At 71.4% G+C, this 22,574-nt stretch carries 23 protein-coding genes; 16 read left to right on the forward strand and 7 right to left on the reverse strand.

The annotated features are described in order from the left end of the window. Window positions 1–5 precede the first annotated feature (5 nt). Window positions 6–416, reverse strand: a complete 411-nt coding sequence (locus tag AB0J55_RS29075; RefSeq protein WP_354815439.1) for an ATP-binding protein — start codon at window positions 414–416, stop codon at window positions 6–8. A gap of 124 nt (window positions 417–540) precedes the next feature. On the opposite strand from AB0J55_RS29075, the gene AB0J55_RS29080 reads away from it, so the two are divergent. The 7 genes from AB0J55_RS29080 (at window position 541) to AB0J55_RS29110 (ending at window position 8,715) form a co-directional block, all read left to right on the forward strand. Beyond that, the gene (locus AB0J55_RS29080; protein ID WP_364255235.1) at window positions 541–3,801 is read left to right on the forward strand and encodes a glucodextranase DOMON-like domain-containing protein; all 3,261 of its coding nucleotides are present in this window, start codon (window positions 541–543) and stop codon (window positions 3,799–3,801) included. 12 nt (window positions 3,802–3,813) lie between these two features. Then, the gene (locus AB0J55_RS29085) at window positions 3,814–4,386 is read left to right on the forward strand and encodes a DinB family protein (protein ID WP_364255237.1); all 573 of its coding nucleotides are present in this window, start codon (window positions 3,814–3,816) and stop codon (window positions 4,384–4,386) included. Between the two features lie 206 nt (window positions 4,387–4,592). Continuing rightward, window positions 4,593–5,027 carry a YbaB/EbfC family nucleoid-associated protein gene (locus tag AB0J55_RS29090; RefSeq protein WP_364255239.1) on the forward strand — a complete coding sequence of 145 codons (435 nt, stop codon included), beginning with the start codon at window positions 4,593–4,595 and terminating at the stop codon, window positions 5,025–5,027. Continuing rightward, the gene (locus AB0J55_RS29095; protein ID WP_364255242.1) at window positions 5,024–5,335 is read left to right on the forward strand and encodes a hypothetical protein; all 312 of its coding nucleotides are present in this window, start codon (window positions 5,024–5,026) and stop codon (window positions 5,333–5,335) included. Before AB0J55_RS29090 ends, AB0J55_RS29095 begins: the two co-directional genes overlap by 4 nt. Next, window positions 5,335–6,801 carry a hypothetical protein gene (locus tag AB0J55_RS29100; RefSeq protein WP_364255245.1) on the forward strand — a complete coding sequence of 489 codons (1,467 nt, stop codon included), beginning with the start codon at window positions 5,335–5,337 and terminating at the stop codon, window positions 6,799–6,801. The genes AB0J55_RS29095 and AB0J55_RS29100 overlap by 1 nt, the downstream gene beginning before the upstream one ends. Before the next feature lie 397 nt (window positions 6,802–7,198). Next, window positions 7,199–7,822 carry a TetR/AcrR family transcriptional regulator gene (locus AB0J55_RS29105; RefSeq protein WP_364255248.1) on the forward strand — a complete coding sequence of 208 codons (624 nt, stop codon included), beginning with the start codon at window positions 7,199–7,201 and terminating at the stop codon, window positions 7,820–7,822. Between the two features lie 62 nt (window positions 7,823–7,884). Further along, on the forward strand, window positions 7,885–8,715 hold the full coding sequence (locus tag AB0J55_RS29110) for an alpha/beta hydrolase (RefSeq protein WP_364255251.1): 831 nt from the start codon (window positions 7,885–7,887) through the stop codon (window positions 8,713–8,715). On the opposite strand, the gene AB0J55_RS29115 is transcribed toward AB0J55_RS29110, so the two are convergent. Then, window positions 8,702–9,073 (reverse strand): DUF742 domain-containing protein, encoded by a 372-nt coding sequence (locus tag AB0J55_RS29115; RefSeq protein ID WP_364255254.1) that lies wholly within the window; start codon window positions 9,071–9,073, stop codon window positions 8,702–8,704. The two genes, AB0J55_RS29110 and AB0J55_RS29115, sit on opposite strands and share 14 nt — an antisense overlap. Before the next feature lie 161 nt (window positions 9,074–9,234). After that, window positions 9,235–9,378, reverse strand: coding sequence for a hypothetical protein (locus AB0J55_RS29120; RefSeq protein ID WP_364255257.1), 144 nt, complete (start codon window positions 9,376–9,378; stop codon window positions 9,235–9,237). 120 nt (window positions 9,379–9,498) lie between these two features. Between AB0J55_RS29120 and AB0J55_RS29125 the strand changes: the two genes are divergently transcribed. After that, window positions 9,499–12,267 (forward strand): BTAD domain-containing putative transcriptional regulator, encoded by a 2,769-nt coding sequence (locus AB0J55_RS29125; RefSeq protein WP_364255260.1) that lies wholly within the window; start codon window positions 9,499–9,501, stop codon window positions 12,265–12,267. Window positions 12,268–12,276: 9 nt separating this feature from the next. Here the strand turns inward: AB0J55_RS29125 and AB0J55_RS29130 are convergent, their stop codons facing one another. Then, the gene (locus AB0J55_RS29130; RefSeq protein ID WP_364255263.1) at window positions 12,277–13,638 is read right to left on the reverse strand and encodes an NAD-dependent succinate-semialdehyde dehydrogenase; all 1,362 of its coding nucleotides are present in this window, start codon (window positions 13,636–13,638) and stop codon (window positions 12,277–12,279) included. Window positions 13,639–13,743: 105 nt separating this feature from the next. Here AB0J55_RS29130 and AB0J55_RS29135 point away from each other — a divergent pair, with 105 nt between their 5' ends. Next, the gene (locus tag AB0J55_RS29135) at window positions 13,744–14,169 is read left to right on the forward strand and encodes a hypothetical protein (RefSeq protein ID WP_364255266.1); all 426 of its coding nucleotides are present in this window, start codon (window positions 13,744–13,746) and stop codon (window positions 14,167–14,169) included. After that, entirely contained in the window at window positions 14,166–14,609 is a 444-nt protein-coding gene (locus AB0J55_RS29140; RefSeq protein ID WP_364255269.1) for a hypothetical protein, read from the forward strand. Before AB0J55_RS29135 ends, AB0J55_RS29140 begins: the two co-directional genes overlap by 4 nt. Here AB0J55_RS29140 and AB0J55_RS29145 read toward each other — a convergent pair. After that, complete coding sequence (locus AB0J55_RS29145; RefSeq protein ID WP_364255271.1) at window positions 14,564–15,001, reverse strand: L,D-transpeptidase; 438 nt, start codon at window positions 14,999–15,001, stop codon at window positions 14,564–14,566. The two genes, AB0J55_RS29140 and AB0J55_RS29145, sit on opposite strands and share 46 nt — an antisense overlap. Before the next feature lie 77 nt (window positions 15,002–15,078). Further along, on the reverse strand, window positions 15,079–15,987 hold the full coding sequence (locus AB0J55_RS29150) for a hypothetical protein (protein WP_364255274.1): 909 nt from the start codon (window positions 15,985–15,987) through the stop codon (window positions 15,079–15,081). Between the two features lie 122 nt (window positions 15,988–16,109). Here AB0J55_RS29150 and AB0J55_RS29155 point away from each other — a divergent pair, with 122 nt between their 5' ends. Then, on the forward strand, window positions 16,110–16,409 hold the full coding sequence (locus AB0J55_RS29155; protein WP_364255277.1) for a hypothetical protein: 300 nt from the start codon (window positions 16,110–16,112) through the stop codon (window positions 16,407–16,409). A 102-nt stretch (window positions 16,410–16,511) separates the two neighbouring features. Here the strand turns inward: AB0J55_RS29155 and AB0J55_RS29160 are convergent, their stop codons facing one another. Then, entirely contained in the window at window positions 16,512–16,889 is a 378-nt protein-coding gene (locus AB0J55_RS29160; RefSeq protein ID WP_364255280.1) for an STAS domain-containing protein, read from the reverse strand. 138 nt (window positions 16,890–17,027) lie between these two features. Between AB0J55_RS29160 and msrA the strand changes: the two genes are divergently transcribed. The 5 genes from msrA (at window position 17,028) to AB0J55_RS29185 (ending at window position 22,571) form a co-directional block, all read left to right on the forward strand. Beyond that, on the forward strand, window positions 17,028–17,543 hold the full coding sequence (msrA, locus tag AB0J55_RS29165) for a peptide-methionine (S)-S-oxide reductase MsrA (protein WP_364255283.1): 516 nt from the start codon (window positions 17,028–17,030) through the stop codon (window positions 17,541–17,543). Window positions 17,544–17,862: 319 nt separating this feature from the next. Continuing rightward, on the forward strand, window positions 17,863–20,139 hold the full coding sequence (locus tag AB0J55_RS29170) for a M4 family metallopeptidase (RefSeq protein WP_364255285.1): 2,277 nt from the start codon (window positions 17,863–17,865) through the stop codon (window positions 20,137–20,139). Between the two features lie 74 nt (window positions 20,140–20,213). Next, window positions 20,214–20,729 carry an OsmC family protein gene (locus AB0J55_RS29175; RefSeq protein WP_364255287.1) on the forward strand — a complete coding sequence of 172 codons (516 nt, stop codon included), beginning with the start codon at window positions 20,214–20,216 and terminating at the stop codon, window positions 20,727–20,729. Window positions 20,730–20,793: 64 nt separating this feature from the next. Further along, a complete protein-coding gene (locus tag AB0J55_RS29180) occupies window positions 20,794–21,771 on the forward strand; it encodes an ATP-binding cassette domain-containing protein (protein WP_364255290.1) in 978 nt (325 codons plus the stop codon). Next, window positions 21,768–22,571 (forward strand): ABC transporter permease, encoded by an 804-nt coding sequence (locus tag AB0J55_RS29185; protein ID WP_364255293.1) that lies wholly within the window; start codon window positions 21,768–21,770, stop codon window positions 22,569–22,571. Before AB0J55_RS29180 ends, AB0J55_RS29185 begins: the two co-directional genes overlap by 4 nt. Window positions 22,572–22,574: the final 3 nt, after the last annotated feature.

Below are 22,574 nucleotides of genomic sequence, written 5' to 3' on the forward strand. Positions count from 1 at the left end.
GCCGCTCAGGCGCTGCGGCGGGCCGGGAACGGCCAGGTGAGCGTGAAGACGGTGCCGTTCTCGGTCGAGCGCAGGTCGAGCCCGTCCACCAGGGCCTGGATCAGGCGCAGGCCGCGCCCGTCGTCCGCGCGCTCGGCCAGCGTCGCCCACCGGCCCTGGTCGGCGACGGTGACGATCAGCACGTCCTGGTCGATCCGGGCGCGGACGTCGATCAGCCCCGGCTGCCCGTGGTAGGCGTGGTCGAGCACGTTGGCCATCGCCTCCCAGCAGGCGAGGACGACGTCGTCGGCCTGCCGCCCGACCTCGTCACCGGCGCGCCGCCGCAGCCACGACACCAGGTGCCGGCGCAGGCTGGGCAGCGTGCGTGGCGAAATCGTGCCGCGGTACCGCCATCCGTCCGATCCCGGCTCTTCCACGTTCACCTCCTCGGGGGACTTCAGGTTTGCTACCCACCGGTTCGGATTCTCAATCACCGGTAAAGAGCTCTCAGGCGCCGTTCGGACCTGGTGCGGGCCGGGACGGTCGTGATCGGATGGGCGGATGATTCGGTCGACGTCGTCCGTGGTGCTGAGCGCGGTGCTGGCCGCGACCCTCCTGCCCGCCCCGGTGGCCACCGCGGCACCGGCGCCCGGGCCGGGCGCGGTCTCCCACTTCGGCCTGGCCCGCAAGGACTGCCTGGGCACCGCGGGGAACACCACGAGCAAGGCGTGGTTCACCGTGGCCGGCGGCGTGCTGTCCGACGTCTACGCGCCGGTGATCGACAACACGAACGTCGAAACGCTGCAATTCGCCGTCACCGACGGCCGCAGCTTCACCGACCTGCAGGCCCGCGACATGACCTACACGGTCCGCACGAGCGCGGGCGGGATGGCGTGCGAGGTGACGTCGACCCCGCGCAGCGGGCGGTACCGGCTGGTCACCGAATACCTGGCCGACCCGGCCCGGACCGGCGTGCTCATCCGCACCCGGCTGGAACCACTGCGGGACTCCGGCCGGGACCTCAAGGTCTACGTGCGGTTCGACGCGAGCGTCAACGGCAACGGCGGCGGTGGCCCGGCCAACGGCGGCGGCGACACCGCCACGGTCGACGCAGCCACGTCCGCGCTGGTCAGCGCCGACCCGAACACGGTGTCCAGCGCACCGGCCCGCGACTACGGCACCCCGCTGGCCGCGGCCCTGCGTGCCGACCACCGGTTCCTGGCCACCAGCAGCGGGTTCGCGGGCACCGCGGGCGACGGCCTGGCCCAGCTCGACCGCGACCACCGGCTCACCGACACCACGCCGGCGGCGGCGAACGGCAACGTCGTCCAGACCGCGCAGCTGGATCTGCAGCCGCGGCGACCGGCCGTGCTGGCGCTGGGGTTCGGCACGGACGCGCGGGCCGCCGTCGCCACGGCCGGCGCGAGCCTGCGCACGCCGTTCGAGCAGAGCTACCGCGAGTACGCGCGCGAGTGGCGTGACTACGACAACGGCCTGATCCCGGTGCGCGGCAAGGACTCCGACGCCTACTACCAGTCCGTCAACGTGCTGAAGGCCAGTGAGGACAAGACGTTCCCGGGCGCGGTCGTCGCCTCGCTCGGCAGCCCGTGGGGCCAGGCGGTGTCCGCGGGCGACGCGCCCGGCGGCAAGCCGGTCTACTTCGGGTCCTACCGCGAAATCTTCGCCCGCGACCTCTACGAAAGCTTCTCGGGCCTGCTGGCGGCCGGCGACCGCGAGACGGCGCGGGCGAGCGTCCGGTGGCTGTTCACTCGGCAGCAGCAGCCGGACGGCCGGTTCCCGCGCAACTCCCTGCTCAACGGCAAGAAGGCGCCCGACTCCGGCGGTGACCAGCTCGACGAGAGCGCGTACCCGATCCTGATGGCCCTGCAGGCCGGGCTCGACCGCGACCGCACGCTCTACACCGGCCACATCCGCGCGGCCGCGGACTTCGTCGTCGCGCACGGGCCGGCGTTCGGCTCGGAGCGCTGGGAGGAACAGGGCGGTTACTCCCCCTCGACGATCGCGGCGGAGATCGCCGGGCTCGTCGCCGCGGGCGTGATCGCCGACCGCAACGGCGACCCCGCGCGCGCGAACGTCTACCGCGCCACCGCGGACCACTTCCAGCGCAGCATCAAGGGCTGGACGGTGACGCAGAACGGGCCGTACGGCGGCCGGTACTTCCTGCGGCTGACGAAGAACGGCGATCCGGACTCGGAGTGGATCTACAACCTGGGCAACGGCTCGGTCGACGCCGACCAGCGCGCCGTCGTCGACGCCGGGTTCCTCGAGCTGACGCGCCTGGGCGTGCTGCCCGCGAACGACCCGGACGTCGCCGCGTCGCTCGCCGTCGTGGACCGCGTGATCAAGCGCGACACCCCGGCCGGCCCGGGCTGGTACCGCTACGGGACGTCGGCGCCGGGCAGCGAGGACGGCTACGGCGACTGCTACGAGCCCGACCCGACGAACTGCGGCCCGACGGGCGCGCCCTGGCCGTCGACGAACACCGGGTCCGGGCACCTGTGGCCGGTCCTCGCCGGCGAACGCGGCGAGCAGGCCGTGCAGACCGGCGACCGGGCGGGCGCGGCGGCGCTGCTGCGCGCGATGCGGGCGCAGACGAACGGGACCGGCCTGATCCCCGAGCAGATCTGGGAGAACCCGGCGCTGCCGCCGTCGCCGTACGGGTCGGACCCGAAGACGGCGTCGATCGGCTTCACACCGGGCCAGCCGGTCGGGTCGGTGGCCCCGCTGAGCTGGGCGCAGTCGCAGTCGGTGCGCCTGGCCAGGGCCCTGGAGGACGGCCGGCTCCCCGAGCAGCCCGCCGAAGTCCGCTCGCGGTACGCCTCGGCCCCGCCTGCGTTGGCGGTCACGCTGGACGCGCCGACGTCGGTGTCCAGCGCGACCGCCGTGGTCACCGGCACCGCACCGGCGGGCCGCCGCGTCGACATCGCGGTTTCGGCCACCGACGCGGGCACGACGACGGTGCTGTCGACCCGGGCGTCGGCGGCGGGGACGTTCACCGCTTCGGTGCCGACGCCGCTGGGCGCGAACGTCGTCACGGCCACCGCGACCGGCACCGGAACGGGCTACGCGCAGAAGACGATCAGCTCGGACTTCGTCACCGGCACGGTCCTGCTGGACACGACGGACCCGGACGGCGACGACAACGGCCCGGGCACGTACACCTACCCGACCGCGGGCGACTTCCACGCGGGCGCGTTCGACCTGCAGCGGTTCCAGGTCATCGACTCGGGCACCACCCTGGTGTTCCGGGCCCAGATCCGCGACCTGACCCCGACGTTCGGCTCACCGCTGGGCGCCCAGCTGCTGACGATCCACGCCCACGACCCGGCGGCAACGGCGACGTCGACGGCAGCGCCGTTCCCGAGCCGCGCGTACACGATCGCGGCACAGGACGCGTGGAGCCGCCGCATCGAAATCCAGGGCTTCGCGGAACCGGCTCTCGTCGATGCTTCGGGTGCTTCGCTGGCAACGCCGTCGGTGCAGGCTTCGCAGGCAACGCGGTATATCACGGTGAGCGTGGCGAAGTCGGCCTTCGGGACACCGGGTCCGGGCTGGACGTTCGCCGTGGTCCTGACCGGCCAGGACGGCAACTCCCCGGACCAGGCCAGGCCGTTCACCCCGACGGCGGGCCAGTACACGTTCGGCCTGTGCGCACCGGGCGGAACGGCCCCGATCTGCGCAGCCGACCCGGCAACGGCCCCGAAGGCGTTCGACGTGCTGACGCCGTCCGGCGTGGACCAGAAGGCGGAGCTGGATCCGACCCGCGGCCCGGTAGCCGTGCGCGGGGTGCCGGTGGGCTGACAAGCTGGCGGCATGATCGACGAGTTCGCGAAGAACTACCTGCACGGCGACCTGCGCGAAGTCCGCGAAGAGCTGCTCGCCAAACTGGACGGTCTCGGCGAGTACGACATCCGCCGTCCCCTGACGGCAACGGGCACGAACCTCCTCGGCCTGGTCAAGCACCTGACCCTGACCGAGGCGAGGTACTTCGGCGAGATCTTCGACCGCCCGTACCCGGAGCCGCTCCCCCGCTGGGACGACCCGGAGGCCCGCGGCAGGGACATGTGGGCCACCGAGCACGAGTCACGAGCGGAGATCACCGACGCCTACCGCCGGGCATGGCAGCACGCCGACGCAACGATCACCGAGCTCCCGATCACCGCACCGGGCCACGTGCCCTGGTGGCCCCGCCCGGACGTGATGCTGTTCAACATCCTGGTCCACGTGCTGACGGAGACAAGCCGCCACGCAGGCCACGCGGACATCCTCCGCGAGCAACTGGACGGAGCAACGGCAACGGCGAGCAGCCGCACCAAGGAGTTCTGGACGGCCAGGCACACGGAGGTGGAACGAGCAGCAAGGGCAGCAGCAGGAAATCCACAGTAGACAAAGGCGGCGGCAGGCCACCCAGCGCAAGGGACCAGCAGCCGGCCCCACCCCGCAGGAAGCCGCGTTGCGCCCCCGGAAGGGCACCCATAGGCACCATCAAGGAGAAAACCAGGCACACTCCGGACCAACTCCGGATGAATGTCCGGTAACCTCCCCGATCATGGACCCGGCCGCCCGCGCCGGCGCGTCGAGGAGCGAATGCCGTGCAACCGAACCTGTCCCCGGGTGAAGACTTCCAGCTCCTGCTGGAACGGCAGGTCCGCGAGATGCAGTCAAAAGCGGCAGCCCTGAACGAAGCGCTGTCCACAGCAGGCGCAACGGTCCGCACCCGCGACGGAGCGGTCACGGTGACCCTCGCCCCGAACGGCGCCCTGACCAACCTCGAACTGGGCCACCGAGCCTGCGAACTGGGCCCGGCCCGCCTGACCGCGGCGATCATGGGCGCGGTCCGCGACGCCCAGCGGCAGACGGCCCGAGCCGTCGCGGACTCCTTCGCCACCATCAACGGCGACACCGAATCGACGGCAATGGTCCGTTCCTTCCTCCCCCCGGACCCACCCCCGGAAAACACCGAGCCCGCACCCCGGCACCGTCCCACGGCCGAAGACCGTCCCGACGACGAATCGAACCCCTGGTGAGCGGCGGCTTCCGGGTCCACTCGGAGCCCCTGGCGAACTTCGGCAAGCACCTCGACGAGCTGCAGCGCAACCTGCAGAGCACCGCGGACCTGGTCGGCGGGATGGTCTGCGACCCGGGCATGTTCGGCATCAACCCGGCGTGCCAGCTGATGGCCGCGGGCGCGAGCGCCTGGACCGACAAGGCCCACCACCAGTTCGGCGAGTACGCGAAGACCGTCGGCGAGTTCGCCGACAAAGTCACCGAGGCGGCGAAGCGCTACCAGTCGGGCGAAGAGGACGCCGTGAACTCGATCGTGAGGTTCAAATAGTGGGCGACGACTACCAGAGCAAGGACGTCAGCCTCCACGGCAAGGAACTGTTCGACAGCGACAACGCGTCGGCCGGCGCGGGCTTCTTCGAGGCGGCGATCGGTCTGGACAAGGCCGTCAAGGAGCACGACAAGGTCGCGATCGGCATCGGCTCGGCGGGCATGGCGCTGGAGACGATCGGGCTGGTGCTGGATCCGATCGGCAGCCTGCTCACGGCCGGGATCGGCTGGCTGATCGAGCACATCACGATCCTGCGGTGGCCGCTGGACATCCTGATGGGCGACCCGATCGGCATCGCGGCGGCCAGCGAGGCGCTCACGGCCGAGAAGAAGAAGCTGGAGCAGTGGTCGGCCGACCACCAGCAGGCGCTCGACGTGCTCATGAAGGACTGGAGCGGGCAGGCCGCGGACCAGTTCAAGAAGGACATGGACGCGGTCACCGAGCAGCTGGCTTCCCTGGGCGGCTACCTCGACGAGGCGGGCAAGAACATGAAGATCGCCGGCGGCATCGTCGGCGCCTTCCGCGGCATCCTCCGCGACCTGATCGCGATGCTCCTGGCGACGATCGTCAAGGGCGCCCTGATCGCGGCGGCACTGGCCCCGGTGACGTTCGGGGCCTCGATCGCGATCTTCATCGGCACGACGATCGGCACGGTGGCGACGGCACTGGGCAAGATCGGCGCGAAGCTGGCCCAGCTGGCCAAGAAGCTGGGCGACCTGCTGCAGGCCTTGACGAAGCTGGGCAAGGCGGGCGACGACCTGGCGGCGGCCAAGCCCCCGGCGAGCAGCCTGACCCCGGCCCCGGCACCCCTCCCCAAGCCGGACAGCACACCGGCCCCGAAGCCGGACACGACACCTTCGTCGGCGGCTCCGGAACCGAAGCCCGAGCCCAAACCGGAACCAGCACCGGAGCCCAAGCCCGAGCCGAAGCCGGAACCGGCGCCTTCGTCCTCCTCGGCCACCCCGGAACCGAAACCCGAACCGAAGCCGGAACCGGCTCCCGAGCCCAAGCCCGAGCCGAAGCCGGAACCCTCGTCGGCCACCCCGGAGCCCAAGCCCGAACCCGCGCCTTCGTCCTCCTCGGCCACCCCGGAACCGAAACCCGAGCCCAAACCGGACCCGGCACCCGAACCCAAACCCGAGCCCGCCCCTCCTTCGGCGACCCCGGAACCCAAGCCGCACAAGCCGTTCACCGACCAGATGACCGACGTCATCAAGACCAAGCTGTCCCAAGTAGACGGTGTGACGCCCGAGATCATGCAGAAGTTCGACAAGATCAGCAACTTCTCCGTGCACGAGCTCGGCAAGCTCTTCGGCAAGGAGGGCGCGGAAAAGTTCGAGTCGGCCATCAAGGTGATGACCGACCCCTGGTTCGGCAAGTCGGGCCTGGCGGGCAAGACCGTCGTCGACATGATCAAGGGCGTGCCCGCCAGCATCGGCAACGTCACCGGCGGGGACGACGACTAGCCGAGCGGGTCCACCCCGGTCAGCGCCACGCTTTCGGTCCACAGCCGCGCGGCGGCCGCGCAGGCCGAACACGCGCCGACCCCACAGCCGGCCCTCGACGTCCGGGCCGAGCACCGCGCGCACCGCGGGGGCGAGCGCCGGCGTCCTTGCCGTGCAGCAAGCCCGCGCAACCACGCGCCAGCCGTGTGCGTGTGCACCGGAGGCGGTGAAGGCGTCAGCGAGTCGAGCGCGCCACCGGGGTGCGCGAGCACGCTGAGCCGCGAAGCTGCCGGTGGCCGGCATCAGCCGCGCGATGACCACTTCCGCGCCCGCCGAAGCCGGCTGCTCGGCGGCGAAGTACCCGATCCCGCGTTGCCGCCGGTCACCAGGACCCGCATCGCGTGCCAAGCTGTCCTCCGTGGACAACGCTACCGACGAACCGGCCCGGGCGGCTTACCGGCGGTCGGCCGGGTCGCCCCGCGGGGAGGCGCGGCGCCGGGAACTGCTGGCGAAGATCACCGACGACGTCGCCGAAAACGGGCTCGTCGACTTCTCGCTGCGGCGGGCCGCCCGGGCGGCCGGCACCACGCACAAGGTGCTGCTCTACCACTTCGAAGGCGCCGAAGACCTGCTGCGGCAGGTGGTTTTCGCGCTGCGGGAACGGCGGATCGGCAACGCGCTGACAGCCGTCGCCGCGGAGTCGCCGACGCTCGCCGGCCGCGTCCGGGCCGCCTGGTCCAGCCTCCGCGACGAGGAAACGCAGCTGCGGCGCGTGCTCGACCAGGCGATGGGCCTGGCGATGTACGACCCGGGCCGGTACGCCGCGCTCGGCCGGGGCGCGTCCCAGCAGTACCTGCCGACGCTGGTGTCGTTCTGCCCGGCGCACTGGCCGGAGCAGCGCAAGCTCGAGGTCGCCGAGATGATCCTCGCGACCCTGCGCGGGTTCCTCGTGGACCTGCTGACCAGCCCGGACGGCGACGGCGCGGCGGCCGGCTTCGCGGCGTTGCTGCGGGCGGTCGAACGGGAGGAAGCCACGCCCTGAGCCTCGACAGTTTGCGAACCACGTGGTTCACTTCCCCGGGGGGACTTCTCCGGGAGGCTGCAATGCAGGTCGAGCTGTCCGCGGGCACCGTCGAGTACACCGACACGGGCGGGGCGGGCCCGGTCGTCGTCTTCGTCCACGGCCTGCTGATGGACGGCTCGCTCTGGGACGTCCCCGTGGCGGACCTCGACGGCGTTCGCTGCGTGGTCCCGACGCTGCCGCTGGGCGCGCACCGCCACCCGATGCGCGACGACGCCGACCTGTCCATGCCCGGCATCGCGCGGCTGCTCGCGGAGTTCCTGGAGCGGCTCGGCCTGCGGGACGTCACCCTGGCCGGCGTCGACACGGGCGGAGCGCTGGTGCAGCTGCTCATGGCGGACGGCGCGCCCCGGGTGAGCCGGGTGGTGCTGGCGTCGTGCGACGCGTTCGACAACTTCCCGCCCGGCCTCACCGGCAAGACGCTGTTCCTGGCGGGCAAGCTCTCGCCGCGCCTGTTCGGGTTGTTCGTGCAGCAGCTGCGGCTGCGCGCGGTGCGGCGCCTCCCGATCGCGTTCGGCTGGCTGACGAAACGCGGTGACGCCGCCACGGCCCGCTGGATCCGTCCGCTGCTGAGCCGGCCCGGCATCCGTCGCGACACGATCCGCGTGCTCCGGGCGGCGGCCGCCGCCCCGGGAATCCTGGTGGAGGCAGCCGAGCGGCTGCCGGGCTTCGACCGCCCGGCGCTGGTCGTCTGGGCCACCGAGGACCGCGTGATGCCTCTCGAGCACGGCCGGCGCCTGGCCGCCTTGCTGCCCAAGGGCGAGCTCGCCGAGGTGGCCGGCAGCTACACGCTGCTGCCGCTGGACCAGCCGGCCGAGTTCGCCCGGCTGATCCGGGAGTTCACAGCCGGCTGAGGCCGTGCAGGATGCGCTTCATCAAATCCATGTTCGGCCGGTTGCCGTTGCCGCGCTTCGCCGTGTGCACGGCGACGAGGCCGCGATCGGCGAGGTCGGAAAGCAGCACGCGCGCGACGCCCAGCGGAAGGCGCCGGCGGGCGGCGACCTCGGCCACCGACTGCGAGGTGCGGCACAGCACGCAGATTTCCGACTCTTCCGGGGTGCTGCCCCGCGTCATGGCCCGCCCGCGCGCGGTGGTCGAGACCAGCGTCTCGACCGGAAGGTCACGCGTCGGCCGGGTCCGGCCGTGGGTGCGGAAGTACGGACGGACGAGTCCCGCCGCCCCTCCGTCTTCGAGCGCGGTCCCCCAGTGCACAGCCAGCTCCTCACGGCGATTAATCCTTGTCGGCGATTATTCGACACCGTGATCGACTCCTCCGCAATCGACCGAACAGGCTAACGGACGGTAAACTGCTGGTCAGGATGGCGCCGTTGAACGACACCACCCAGGGGGAGGAAAGTCATCCGGCTGGATTATCAGCGGTCTGACAACTCCCTCCGCCGGCGTGCCTTGCGGGCGCAGGCCACCAGGCGCGTCAGCCGGCGGGACCACCCCCTGGCGGCGGCGAACTCCTGCTGGACCTCGGCGATGCGTGCGCGGAGGTAGGCGTCGGAAATCATCTCGGCTCCTGCCCTGGTCGTGTGTGCCGCCAGGCTGGGCCGGGGCCGTTGGGAAAACCTTGAACAGACCTTGTCGAGGCGGCGCCGATCCGCTACGCCTGAGGGCAGGGAGGGGCGGTCGTGGTGGAGCTGCGGGTGCTGGGCGCCGTCGAGGTCGTGGCCGGCGGCACCCGGCTGGACATCGGGCACGCGCGCCAGCGTGACGTGCTGGCGGTGCTGCTCCTCGACGCCGGCCGGGCGGTCCCCGCCGATCGGCTCGTCGACCGCGTGTGGGGCGAACGGCCGCCCCGGCAGCCGCGGAACTCGCTGTACGCGTACGTCTCGCGGCTGCGGGCGCTGCTGGGCGCGCTCGACGGCGTCACGATCGAGCGCGAGCGTGACGGCTATGTCCTCGTCACCGATCCGCTGCGGGTGGACGTCCACCGGTTCGAGCACCTCGTCCGGCAGGCGAAGACGACGTCGGACGACCACGCCGCGCTCGCGCTGTACGACGAAGCCCTGTCCCTGTGGCGGGGGACGCCGCTCAGCGAGTTGGAGTCGCCGTGGGTGGACGGCGTCCGCAGCGAGCTGGAGCGCAAGCACGACACGGCCGTGCTGGACCGCGACGACCTCCGGTTGCGCACCGGCGCCCACACCGCCGTCCTCGCCCGGCCGGCTCCGGACGTCGGCGAGCGGGCGGCGGCGCAGCGGATCGAGGCGCTGTTCCTCGACGGGCGCCCGGCCGACGCGCTGCGGGAGTACGAAGCGGTCCGGTCCCGCCTGGCGGACGAGCTCGGTGCCGACCCGGGCCCGCGGCTGCGCGGCCTCCACGAGCGGATCCTGACCGGCAGCGGCCCGGAACCGCGGCAGCTGCCGGCCGCGCCGTCGGCGTTCTCCGGGCGCACCGGCGAGCTGGCGGAGCTCGACCGGATGCTGGCCGCGGACGGCGCGGTCGCGGTGGTTTCCGGCGCGGGCGGGCTCGGGAAGACGTGGCTGGCGGTCCGGTGGGCGACCGACCACGCGAGCCGCTTCCCCGACGGCCAGCTCTACGTCGACCTCCGCGGTTTCGACCCGGTCCGCGAACCGGTGCCCGCCGAGCGCGCGGTCCGCGGGTTCCTCGGCGCGCTGGGGGTCGCCGCGGCGTCGATCCCGCCGGAAGCGGACGGGCAGGTGGCGCTGTACCGGAGTCTCACGGCCCGGCGCCGGCTGCTGGTGGTCCTCGACAACGCCCGCGACACGCGGCACGTGACGCCGTTGCTGCCCGGCGGGTCCTCGTGTTCGGTTCTCGTGACCAGCCGCCACGAGCTCGGCGGCCTGCTCACCACGCACGGCGCGAGCGCGCTGCCGCTGCGGACGCTCGACGAAGACCAGGCGCGGGAACTGCTGGCGCACAAGCTGGGCGCGGCCCGGCTGGCCGCGGAACCGGAGGCGGCCCGGGAAATCCTGGACCGGTGCGGCGGAATGGCGCTGGCGCTGGCGATCGTCGCCGCCCGCGTGGCGGTCCAGCCGGGGCGGCGGCTGTCCGCGCTGGCTGCGGAACTGCGCGAGAGCCGGCTGGACGCGCTGGACACCGGGGAGCTGACGGCGAGCCTGCGCGCGGTGTTCGACGCTTCCTACCGCTCGCTGCCCCCGGAGGCGGCCTCGGCGTTCCGCCTGCTGGGGCTGATGCCGGCGAACGACATCGGGCGCGCGGCGGCGACGGCGCTGCTCGGGGACGCCCGGGCCGTACGCGTGCTGTGCGCGGCCAGCCTCTTGGAGGAGCACCTGCCGGGCCGGTTCCGGATGCACGACCTGGTCCGGCTGTACGCGGCGGAGCTGGTCGACCCGGCCACCGGCCTGGCGGCGACGACCCGCCTGTTCGACCACTACCTGTGCGGCGCGGCGGCGGCGATGGACCTGTTCTCACCGCACGAGCCCTACCTGAGGCCGCCCCCACCGGGCCCGCACCCGCCGTTCGCGGACGGCCAGGCGGCGCGGGCGTGGCTGGACGCCGAGCGGGCGACGATGCTGGCGCTGGCCACGAGCGCACCGGAGCCCTTGGCCGGGCACGTGGTCCGCTTGTCGGCAACGCTGTGGCGCTACCTGTACGTAGCGGCGCACCATCACGAGGCGCTGGCGCTCCACACGGCCGCGCTGGCCGCGGCCGGCCCCGGCACGCGCGAACGGGGGTTCGCCGGCCACGCCGTCGGCAAGGCGTTGATTTTCCTCGGCCGTTTCGACGAGGCGGCCCCGCACCTCGACGAGGCGCTCGCCCTGGCGGCGGAGCAGCAGAACGACCTGCTGGAGAGCATGACCCGCAACAGCATCGCCACGATCGAGGACATCCGCGGCCACCGCCCGGCGGCCCGCAAGCAGTACGACCTGGCGCTGGCGGCAGCCCGCCGGACGGGCCATGCGCTGCTGGAAGGAATAGCGCTGTGCAACATCGGAGAGCACTACCGCTGGTGCGGCGACCATGCGAAGGCGGTGGAGTACTTGCACCGCAGCGGCCGGATAGCGGAGGAATTGGGTTCGGCGGGTTTGGGTGGGCCGGTGTTGTCGGCGTTGGGGAGTGCGTATGCGGGGTTGGGCCGGGCGGAGGAGGCGGAGGAGCAGTTCCGCCGGGCGCTGGAGTTCGCTCGATTGGGCGGCAACACGAACCTGGAGGTGACGGTCCTCAACGACCTGGCGGCTACCAAGGAGGGTTTTGAGGCGATCTCGTTGTACGGGAAGGCATTGGAGCTCGCTGGGGCATCCGGTGACCTGCGTGAGTGTGCGGTGGCGCACCATGGGTTGGGTGTGGCTCATCTCGCCGTCGGCGAGGGTGCTGAGGCCCGATGTCATTTGGAGGCGGCGATGGCTGCGTATGGCGAGTTGCGGGCGCCGGAGGCCGAAGCGGTGCGGGAGTTGCTCGGGACTTTTGAGCAGTAGGCCTCTGGGTCAGAGGCGGATGGGCTTCTTGTTCATGAACTCCTCGATCCCCAACGCCCCCAGCTCCCGCCCCATCCCCGAGCGCTTGATCCCGCCGAACGGCAGATCTGCCTCCGACCCACCCGACTTGTTCACATAAACCATCCCCGCCTCGATCCCCCGCGCCACCCGGGCCGCGCGCGCACGGTCCGTCCCGAACACACTCGCCCCCAACCCGAACGGTGTGTCGTTCGCCAGCGCGATCGCCTCCTCCTCGCTCTCCGCCCGGAACAACAACGCCACCGGCCCGAAGATCTCCTCGTAATACGCCGCCATCCCAGCAGTCACATCGGTCAGCACCGTCGCCTCCACATACGCCCCCGGCCCCGGCACCCGATGGCCGCCCGCGCGCAACGTCGCGCCCGCAGCAAGCGCCGCCTGGATCTGCGCTGCCACCTCGTCCGCCGCCGACGCCGAGGCCAGTGGGGGCAGCGTTGTCGCCGGGTCCGCCGGGTCTCCCGGGACGTAGTACTCCGCCACGCGCTTGGCGAACCGGTCCGCGAATTCCTCGTACAGCTCGCCGAGCACGATGATGCGCTTCGGTGCGTTGCACGACTGGCCGCAGTTGCGCATCCGGGCCGTGGCCGTCGTCCTGACCGTCTCGTCCAGGTCGTCGGTGTCCAGTACGATCAGCGGGTCCGAACCGCCCAGTTCCAGCACGCACCTCTTGAGGTTGCGGCCGGCTTCGGCCGCCACCGCGATGCCCGCCTGCTCGCTGCCCGTCAGCGACACCCCGGCCAGGCGCGGGTCCGCGAGCATCCACGGGACCTGCCGGCTCGACGCGAACACGTTCACGTACGCGTCCGCGGGCACGCCGGCGTCGTGCAGCACCGCTTCGATCGCCGCCGCCGAACGGGGGCAGATCGAGGCGTGCTTCAGCAGGATCGTGTTGCCCAGCACCAGGTTCGGCGCCACGAACCGGGCGACCTGGTAGCACGGGAAGTTCCACGGCATCACGCCCAGCAGCGCCCCGATCGGCTCCTTCGTCAGCACCGCCTCGCCGCCGCGGATCGGCAGCGGCTCGTCCGCCAGCAACTCCGGGCCCCGCGAGCCGTAGTACCGGAAGATGTCGACGACGACGCCGATCTCGCCGCGGCCTTCGTTGATCCGCTTGCCCATCTCCAGGGTCATGATCGCGGCCAGCTCGCCGGCGCGCTCGGCGAACAGCTCCGCCGCGCGCAGCACGACCGCGGCGCGCTCGGCGACCGGCCGGGCGCGCCAGGCGCCGTACCCGCGGTGCACCCGGTTGATCGCCGCGCGGACCTCCTCGTCGGCCGCGTTCGGGATCTCGTCCACCAGCTCGCCCGTCGCCGGGTTGGTGACTGTGTACAAGACGGCCTCCTTTGCCAGGCTACTGGATACTGTATACACTATTGAGGCAATGATCGGCACCCGCGCGGCGGTACCCCTTCCCGCTTGATCGACTATCGTTCCCCCATGACGCTGGAACTCGCCGGCGGACCGGATTTCGCCGTCACAGCACCGGAAAACGCGCGTTGGACCCGGCGGTACGCCGATGGCGCGATCACGTTCGGCAGCCCCGCGCGCACGCCCGAACGCATGCCGCGGGTGTGGAGCGGCCGCGGCCTCGGCCTGCCGGAGGCCGAGCTGGCGGAGTTCGCCGGGCAGCTGCGCCGCGTCATGAAGCACAACGCCTACTGGGCGGCCCGGAACCCGAGAGAAGGCGACGCGAAGGTCTGGACGCCCGGTCGTTACGACGACGAAGACGGCTTCGTCTACTTCGCCGGTCCGTGCGCACACGGCCACCCATGGCCCGGCTACCGGCCGGCGCAGGCGTTCACGATCGCGCTCCCCCACGTCCGCGGCCTGCGCATCCGGGTGGCCGCGTACCTGGCCGGATGAAGGCCACGCGGGCGGGCGCTGTCGCCGCCGTGGTCAGCGGGATACCGTCGACTGTCCACGCGCTCGTCACTGATCGTGACATCCTCGCCGCCACCCGCGCGGCGGGCACTCTGCTGCCGGGCCGGCGTGACCGGCCCGGCGTCGCCGCCGGGCTGGTCGCGCACGCCGTCGTTTCGGCGGTCTGGACCAGTGTGCTGGCCGCGGCCGCCCGCCGGCACCGGCTGGGCGCCGGCGGTGGTGCGGTCGCCGGGCTCGTCATCGCGGCACTGGACCTCGGGATCGCGGCCCGCGGTTACCCCTACGTGCGGGCATTACCGCGCGGGCCGCAGATCCTGGACCACCTCGTGTTCGGCGCCGTCACCGGCGCGCTGCTGGACCGTCCACAACGGACGGATCAGGACACGACCTCGACGACGTCACCCGGGTGCAGCGAGTTGTAGAACGTCACCGCGGCGGCGTGCGAAAGGTGCACGCACCCGTGGGACTTGACCTTCAGGCTGCCCTGGTGGAACGCGACCCCGGTGGTGGTGAAGAACACCGAGTACGGCATCGGCCCGTTGAACTGCTTGCTGTAGTGGTCGATGTCCTTGTACTGCACGTGGAACTTCCCCAGCGGGGTCGGGTACTTCGGCAGCCCCACGGTGATCGGGACGCCGCCGTAGGTGACGTTCCCGGCGCCGTCGGTCAGCCACGCGGTATTCGAACTGCGCTGGACGCAGGCCTTCGCTTCGGCACTGCACGGCGTCGACGCCGCTTCGGCCGTTCCCGCGAACGCCACGGTCCCCGCCATCGCGGCGACCCCGCCCAGTAGTGCGATCATCCTCCGGTTCATCGTGTGCCTCCCGTTGTCGTTCGGCTACACGGAGAGAGTGCCCATTCGCGCGATCTTCGAACCGGGCGGATCGTGCCTCAGTTCTGCGGTTGCGAAAGCCCGAGGAATTCGGCCTGCTCACGGTCGTAGCGGCGGGTCAGGCCGGTGCCGTAGCGGTCCCACCAGTTCTGCGTGTGGCCGCCCTGGGTGGTCGTCGTCCCGCCGTAGATCCGACGGTCGTATTCCACGCGCGCGTCGCGGAACTCCTGCTGGAACTGTTCCGGCGTCAGGCCCTGGACGTGCCGGATCGTCGCGTCACCGAGCGTGCGCGAACTGCGCACGATGTCCTCGCCCGCCATGTGGTTGAGGATGGCCCGGACGCCGCCGGCGCCGCGCATGTGCGCCCCGGACATGATCGCGGCCTGGGTGCCGGGATCGGTGAAGTTGAGCGCGCCCGCCGTGCGCGCGTTCGCGGTCATCAGGTCGGCGACGACGGCCCGTTCTTCGGCGCTGCCGATCCCGTACTGCTCGCGCGCGGCGATGATCCGGTCGTAGCCGTTGTGCATGTTCTGCCGGAAGCCGTAGGCCTCGGGCACCCCGCCCTGCTCGCCGGTCGCGCCTTCGGACCGCATGATCGAGTCGACGACCCGCGGGTCGAGCTGCGGCGGCGCGGCGGCGGCCGCGGCACCACCCCCACCACCCTGCCCGCCACCGTAGGCCTGGGCGACGTCGGAGTCGGCGGCGCGGTAGCCGTCCGCGGCGGTCTGGACGTTCTGGTTCACGTTCGTCAGGAGGCTGAGCAGCTTCTGGAGCGCGCTGCCGAGCGTCGAGTGCAACGCGGTGTTCGCGGCGGCGACCCCGCTGCCGATGCCGGCGAAGGACAACGCGTCCAGCACCAGACCTTCCAGGTCGCGCGTCGCCGAGAGGAACGACGACCCGACGTCTTCGACCGCCCTGACGACCGCACCCATTTCCGCGGTTTCGGCGCGGTAGGCCCCGGCACTCATGGTCTGCTCCCTCCGGACACCGGCTGTGCGCGTCGAGAATTCCCCACCGGCCCCGCCCGGCCCACGGCCGAATTACCCACTGACTGCGGCAGGACTGCCCACAACGGCGCTAGAGTCGAGAGATGAACAACGACGACCGGAACGTGGTCGAGGGCGAAATCGTCGACGACACCCCGACCGCGGCGATCGCGATCCCGTCGCCGCCGCTGCCGGATCCGGACTACAGCCAGGGCGGGGTCCCCAGCTTCGATTTCGTGCGCGACAAGATCGAGAACCGGTACACCACATCGCTCGGGGCCACCGACGTCGCCGGGCTCGGGACCGAGCACACCGCCGAGGCCCTCGACAAGCAGATCGCCGACCGCGACCAGGCGGCCAAGGACCGGCTCGCCGAGATCCGCCGCTCGATGCGCGGAGAGTGACGCGGCGTCACGTCCGGCGCGCGGGGCTCGTCCCGCACTCCGGCGCGCCGCTGCCCCGGAGGAGGTGCGCGCCAGCAGGTCGCCGCCGCCCGGCGGCGGGGTTCACCGCGGCAGCCACCGCACCGCGACCGGCTGGTAGGCGGCGATGGCGAGCAGGCGGTGGGCGAACACCGGCACCCGGGCCGCCAGCCCGGTGAACCGGACCATCCGCTCGACATTGCTCCCGGCCGGTGCGATCAGGCAGCCCGCGATCCCGTGGTCCCGGCACCGGGCGAACGCGCCCAGCACGCCGCGGGCCCCGCGGGCCGAGAGGAAGTCCAGCATGCCGAGGTCGAGCACCAGCAGGTGCGGCCCCGGCAGCTCGCAGATCGCGGCTTCGAACACCGTCGTCCACCGCAGCACCGGGTCGATGTCCGGTTCGGCGCGCACTTCGACGACCAGCACGCCGCCGGGCCGTTCCGGGGCGGTGTCGTCGCGCATCGCGCCTCCCGGGAGGGAATCCCCTCCCCGCCCATCGTCGCACGTCACGTCAGGCTTCCGTAATACCGGCGTGGAATCATCGGAGGTGCCGGGAAGTTGTACAGACCGTAACCCCGCACGAGGAGAAGGAGAGACGCCGTGACCACGTCAACCGAAAGGGCCGTCCTGGCCGGCGGCTGCTTCTGGGGCATGCAGGAGCTGTTCCGCCGTCAGCCCGGGGTGATCTCGACCCGGGTCGGTTACAGCGGCGGCGACGTCCCGAACGCCACGTACCGCAACCACGGCACGCACGCCGAGGCCATCGAGGTGATCTACGACCCCTCTCGGACCACGTTCCGCGATCTGCTCGAGTTCTTCTTCCAGGTGCACGACCCGACGACGAAGAACCGCCAGGGCAACGACATCGGCCTGAGCTACCGCTCGGCGATCTTCTTCGAGAACGACGAGCAGAAGCGCGTCGCCGAGGACACGATCGCGGATGTCGACGCGTCCGGGCTGTGGCCGGGCAAGGTCGTCACCGAGGTCGCCCCGGTGGGTGACTTCTGGGAGGCCGAGCCGGAGCACCAGGACTACCTGCAGCGGATCCCCAACGGGTACACCTGCCACTTCGTGCGCCCGGGGTGGAAGCTCCCGAAGCGTGAGAAGACCGCCTGACCCCTGCACCACCGAAGGCCCTTTCGCCGAGCGAGGCGAAAGGGCCTTCGTCGTCTCAGACGCAGGAAAGATCACCCGAACGGCGGTGAGGGCGGCCAAGTCCTCAGTGGACATTCAACGGCCGAGATCCCAATAGTGTCAATTGTCCTGTTTGGGATGTATTGCTACTTCCAAATAAGACCGTACGTTCGTCGCTTGTTCACGGGGCTTCGGCGCCGGATCCTGATTTCCGCTAAGCCGCACCATTTTTCCCCACCGTCCCCGTTCTCGGCCCGGCTCGACCCCGGGCCGGTTCGCCCTGCCCGGAGGAGATCCTTCGATGCAACTGAGACGTCCATTCGTCTTGGCCGCGAGCGGCGCGCTGATCGCCGCGGTGTGCACGACCACCACCGCCCAGGCCCAGCCCACCACCCCGAACGCCGTGCCGGACGCCCAGACCATGGCCGTGTCGGCGGCGGCCGGTCTCGTGGCGAGCAGGCCCGCCGCGCTGCACGCCAGCGCGGACGACGTTTTCCAGGCCCAGAAGGCGATTTCCTCGACCAACGGGCTGAAGTACATCCCCTACGAGCGCAGCTACAAGGGCCTGCCCGTGGTGGGCGGCGACTTCGTCGTGGCGACGAACTCGACGGGCCAGGTGCTCGGCACCTCCGTCGCCCAGGACCAGACGATCGACCTCGCCACGACCACCGCGAAGGTCACGAAGGCCGCGGCCGAGGCGACCGCGCGGCAGCAGCTGTCCGCCGTGGACAGCGTGAGCCCGGCGCAGCAGGTCGTCTACGCGCTCGGCACCCCGACGCTGGCGTGGAAGAGCACCGTCGTCGGCCGCGACGCCGAAGGCCCGAGCCGGCTCGACGTCATCGTCGACGCCACCACCGGCAAGGTGCTCAAGACCCAGGAGCACGTCCTCAACGGTGACGGCACCAGCGCGTGGAACGGCCCGAACCCGGTGCACCTCGACACCACCCACTCGGGCAGCACGTACTCGCTGAAGGACCCCACCATCACCAACACGTCCTGCCAGGACGCGGCCAACAACACGACCTTCAGCGGGCCGGACGACCTCTGGGGCAACGGCACCGCCAGCAACCGCGAAACCGGCTGCGTCGACGCGCTGTTCGCCGCCCAGACCGAGAACAAGATGCTCTCGCAGTGGCTGGGCCGCAACGGCTTCGACGGCAACGGCGGCGGCTGGCCGATCCGCGTCGGCCTGAACGACCAGAACGCCTACTACGACGGCAGCCAGGTCCAGATCGGCAAGAACACCGCCGGCGGCTGGATCGGCTCGATCGACGTCGTGGCGCACGAGCACGGCCACGGCATCGACGACCACACCCCGGGCGGCATCTCGGGTGCGGGCACCCAGGAGTTCGTCGCGGACGTCTTCGGCGCCTCGACCGAGTGGTTCGCGAACGAGCCCGCTCCCTACGACCAGCCGGACTTCCTCGTCGGCGAGCAGGTGAACCTGGTCGGCTCCGGCCCGATCCGCAACATGTACAACCCGTCGGCGCTGGGAGACAAGAACTGCTACGACAGCAGCGTCCCCAACGGTGAGGTGCACGCGGCCGCCGGCCCCGGCAACCACTGGTTCTACCTGCTGGCCGAAGGCACCAACCCGACCAACGGCCAGCCGACCAGCACCACGTGCAACAACACCACCATCACCGGCCTCGGTGTCCAGACCGCGGTGAAGATCTTCTACAACGCGATGCTGCTCAAGACCACCAGCAGCTCGTACCTGAAGTACCGCACCTGGACGCTGACCGCGGCGAAGAACCTGTTCCCGGGCAGCTGCACCGAGTTCAACACCGTCAAGGCGGCGTGGGACGCGATCAGCGTGCCGGCCCAGTCGGCCGACCCGACCTGCTCGGCGACCGGCACGGTCACCGTGTCGAACCCGGGCAACCAGTCGACCGTGACCGGCGCTTCGGTCAACCTGCCGCTGTCGGCTTCCGGCGGCACCGCGCCGTACACCTGGTCGGCCACCGGCCTCCCGGCCGGCCTGTCGATCAACGCCTCCACCGGCACGATCTCGGGCACCGCGACCACCGCGGGCACCTCGAACGTCACGGTGACGGCGAAGGACGCGGCCGGCAAGACCGGTACGGCGTCGTTCACCTGGACCGTCGGCACCACCGGCGGCTGCTCCGGCCAGAAGATCGCCAACGGCGGCTTCGAGTCGGGTGCGGCGAGCTGGACCGGCGACACCGGCTCCATCGGCCAGTGGGCGTCCTCCGGTGAGGCGGCGCACGGCGGCACGTACAGCGCCTACCTCGACGGCTACGGCTCGACCCACACCGAGGCCGTCGCCCAGTCGGTGAGCATTCCGGCGGGCTGCCACGCCAGCCTGACGTTCTACCTGCACATCGACACCGCGGAGACCACCACCACGGTCGCCTACGACAAGCTGACCGTCACCAACGGCAGCGCGACGCTGGGCAGCTACTCCAACCTGAACAAGGGCACCGGGTACACGCTCAAGACGATCGACGTCTCGTCGGCCGCCGGCGCCACCCTGGCGCTGAAGTTCAGCGGCACCGAAGACAGCTCGCTGCAGACCTCGTTCGTCATCGACGACGTGGCCGTCACCCTGAGCTGACGCTAGCGGATTGAGGCGGGGAGGCCGGGAAACCGGCCTCCCCGCTTCTGCGTTTTCCGGAGCAGAATCGGCGCATGGACACCGAGGAACTGCGTGCGACCCAGGCGCCGCTGAAGGACAAGTACCGCGAACGACCGGAGAGCGCACTCGTCACGCTGCACGCCGACGCCGAGCTCGACGGCCTCGGTATCTCCTGCAAGGTCGAGACCGGGCGCGCGGTGGTGGAGGCCGGCCTGCACCCGGCGACCGGCGGCGACGGCACCCTCGCCTGTTCGGGGGACATGCTGCTCGAAGCGCTCGTCGCGTGCGCGGGCGTGACGCTGCGGGCCGTGGCGACGTCGCTGGGTCTCGAGGTCCGCGGCGGGCGCGTCCGGGCCGAGGGCGACCTCGACTTCCGCGGCACCCTCGCCGTGGCGAAGGACGCTCCGGTGGGGTTCCGCGCCATCCGGCTGTCCTTCGACCTGGACACCGACGCTTCCGGCGAGCAGCTCGCCACGCTGAAGAAGCTGACAGAGCGCTACTGCGTCGTGTTCCAGTCCCTGCGGACGCCGCCGGAGTTCGCCGTCACGCTCTCGGCGAACCAGGGATAAACCCGGAGGACAAACCGGACTCCCTTGGCCTAGCTTGTCGGGGTCACCGGAAGGGGGAGCCGACATGCCAGAGCCGGAACCGGACGTCGCCGTCCGGGTGCGCGGGCTCGTGAAGACCTACGGGTCGACCCGTGCGCTCGACGGCGTCGACCTCGACATCCCGGCCGGGCGCGTGCTCGGCCTGCTCGGGCCGAACGGCGCCGGGAAGACCACGACCGTCCGCATCCTGACCACGCTGCTGCGGCCCGACTCGGGCGAGGCGCACGTGGCGGGGTACGACGTGCTGGCCGAGCCGGACGAGGTCCGGCGCCGGATCGGCCTGTCCGGCCAGTACGCGGCGGTCGACGAGAACCTCACCGGGTTCGAGAACCTGTACATGGTCGGGCGGCTCTACGGCCGGAAGAAGGCCGCGGCCCGCTCGCGCGCCCGGGAGCTGCTCGCGCGGTTCCGCCTGGAGGAGGCCGCGGACCGGCCGGCGAAGGGGTATTCCGGCGGGATGCGCCGCCGGCTCGACCTGGCCGGCGCGCTGGTCGCCGAGCCGACCGTGGTGGTGCTGGACGAGCCCACCACGGGTCTCGACCCGGGCGGGCGCCTCGACACGTGGGCGGTCATCAAGGAGCTCGTCGCCGACGGCACGACCGTGCTGCTGACCACCCAGTACCTCGAAGAGGCCGACCAGCTCGCCGACTCGATCGTGGTGATCGACCACGGCCGGGTGATCGCCCGCGGCACGGCGGACGAGCTGAAGGCCCAGATCGGCGGCGAACGCCTGGAGCTGGTCGTCGCCTCGGCCGCGGACCTGCCGAAGACCCTGGACGTGCTGCGCGAGGTCGGCACCGGCGAGCCGGCCGGCGACGACCACACGCGGCGGGCCGAGATCCTGGTCGACACCGGGCCGAAGGCGCTCATCGAGGCCCTGCGCCGGCTCGACGCCCAGGGCATCGCGGTCCAGGACGTGGCGTTGCACCGGCCGACCCTGGACGACGTCTTCCTGTCCCTGACCGGCCACGGCGCTTCTGCTACCGAGGGGGCTGCGAAGTGAACGCGCTCGCGAAAGGCATTTCCGACGGCGGCATCGTCACGTGGCGCAACCTGATGAACGTCCGCCGCAACCCCGACTGGCTGATGGCGGCCACCCTGCAGCCGATCATGTTCGTGTTGTTGTTCGCGTACGTGTTCGGCAACGCAATCGGCGGCGAAGCGGGCGGCGCGGCGTACCGCGAGTTCCTGATCGCGGGGATCTTCGCCCAGACGGTGGCGTTCAATTCGGCGTTCACGGTCATCGGCTTCGCGAACGACCTGCAGAAGGGCATCATCGACCGGTTCCGTTCCCTGCCGATGTCCCGCATCGCGGTGGTGCTGGGCCGCACGACGTCGGATCTGGTCGTCAGCGTGGTCGCGCTGGTCGTGATGTCGCTGTGCGGGCTGCTGGTGGGCTGGCGGATCCGCGGCAGTTTCTGGGACGCGCTGCTCGGTTACCTGGTGATGCTGATGTTCGCGTGGGCCCTGTCGTGGGTCGGCGCGCTGATCGGCCTGGCGGCGCGGAGTGTGGAGGTGGCGCAGAGCGCGGGGCTGATTTGGATGTTCCCGTTGAGCTTCATTTCTTCGGCGTTCGTCCCGACGGGCACGCTCCCGCCGTTCCTGAAGGCGATCGCGGACTGGAACCCGTTCACGGCGGTGATCAACGCGACGCGCGATTTGTTCGGCAATCGGTTCGGGCCGGTGCAGACGGGGTGGCCGGCGGAACATGCGGCGTTGTATGCGATCTTGTGCTGCGTGGCGATCATCGCGGTGTTCGCCCCGCTGGCGACGGCGAAGTACCGGCGGGTGGCGAGCAAGTAGAGG

Origin of the sequence: Amycolatopsis sp. NPDC049688, from assembly GCF_040674975.1 — a bacterium.
In the GTDB taxonomy this organism is placed as follows: domain Bacteria; phylum Actinomycetota; class Actinomycetes; order Mycobacteriales; family Pseudonocardiaceae; genus Amycolatopsis.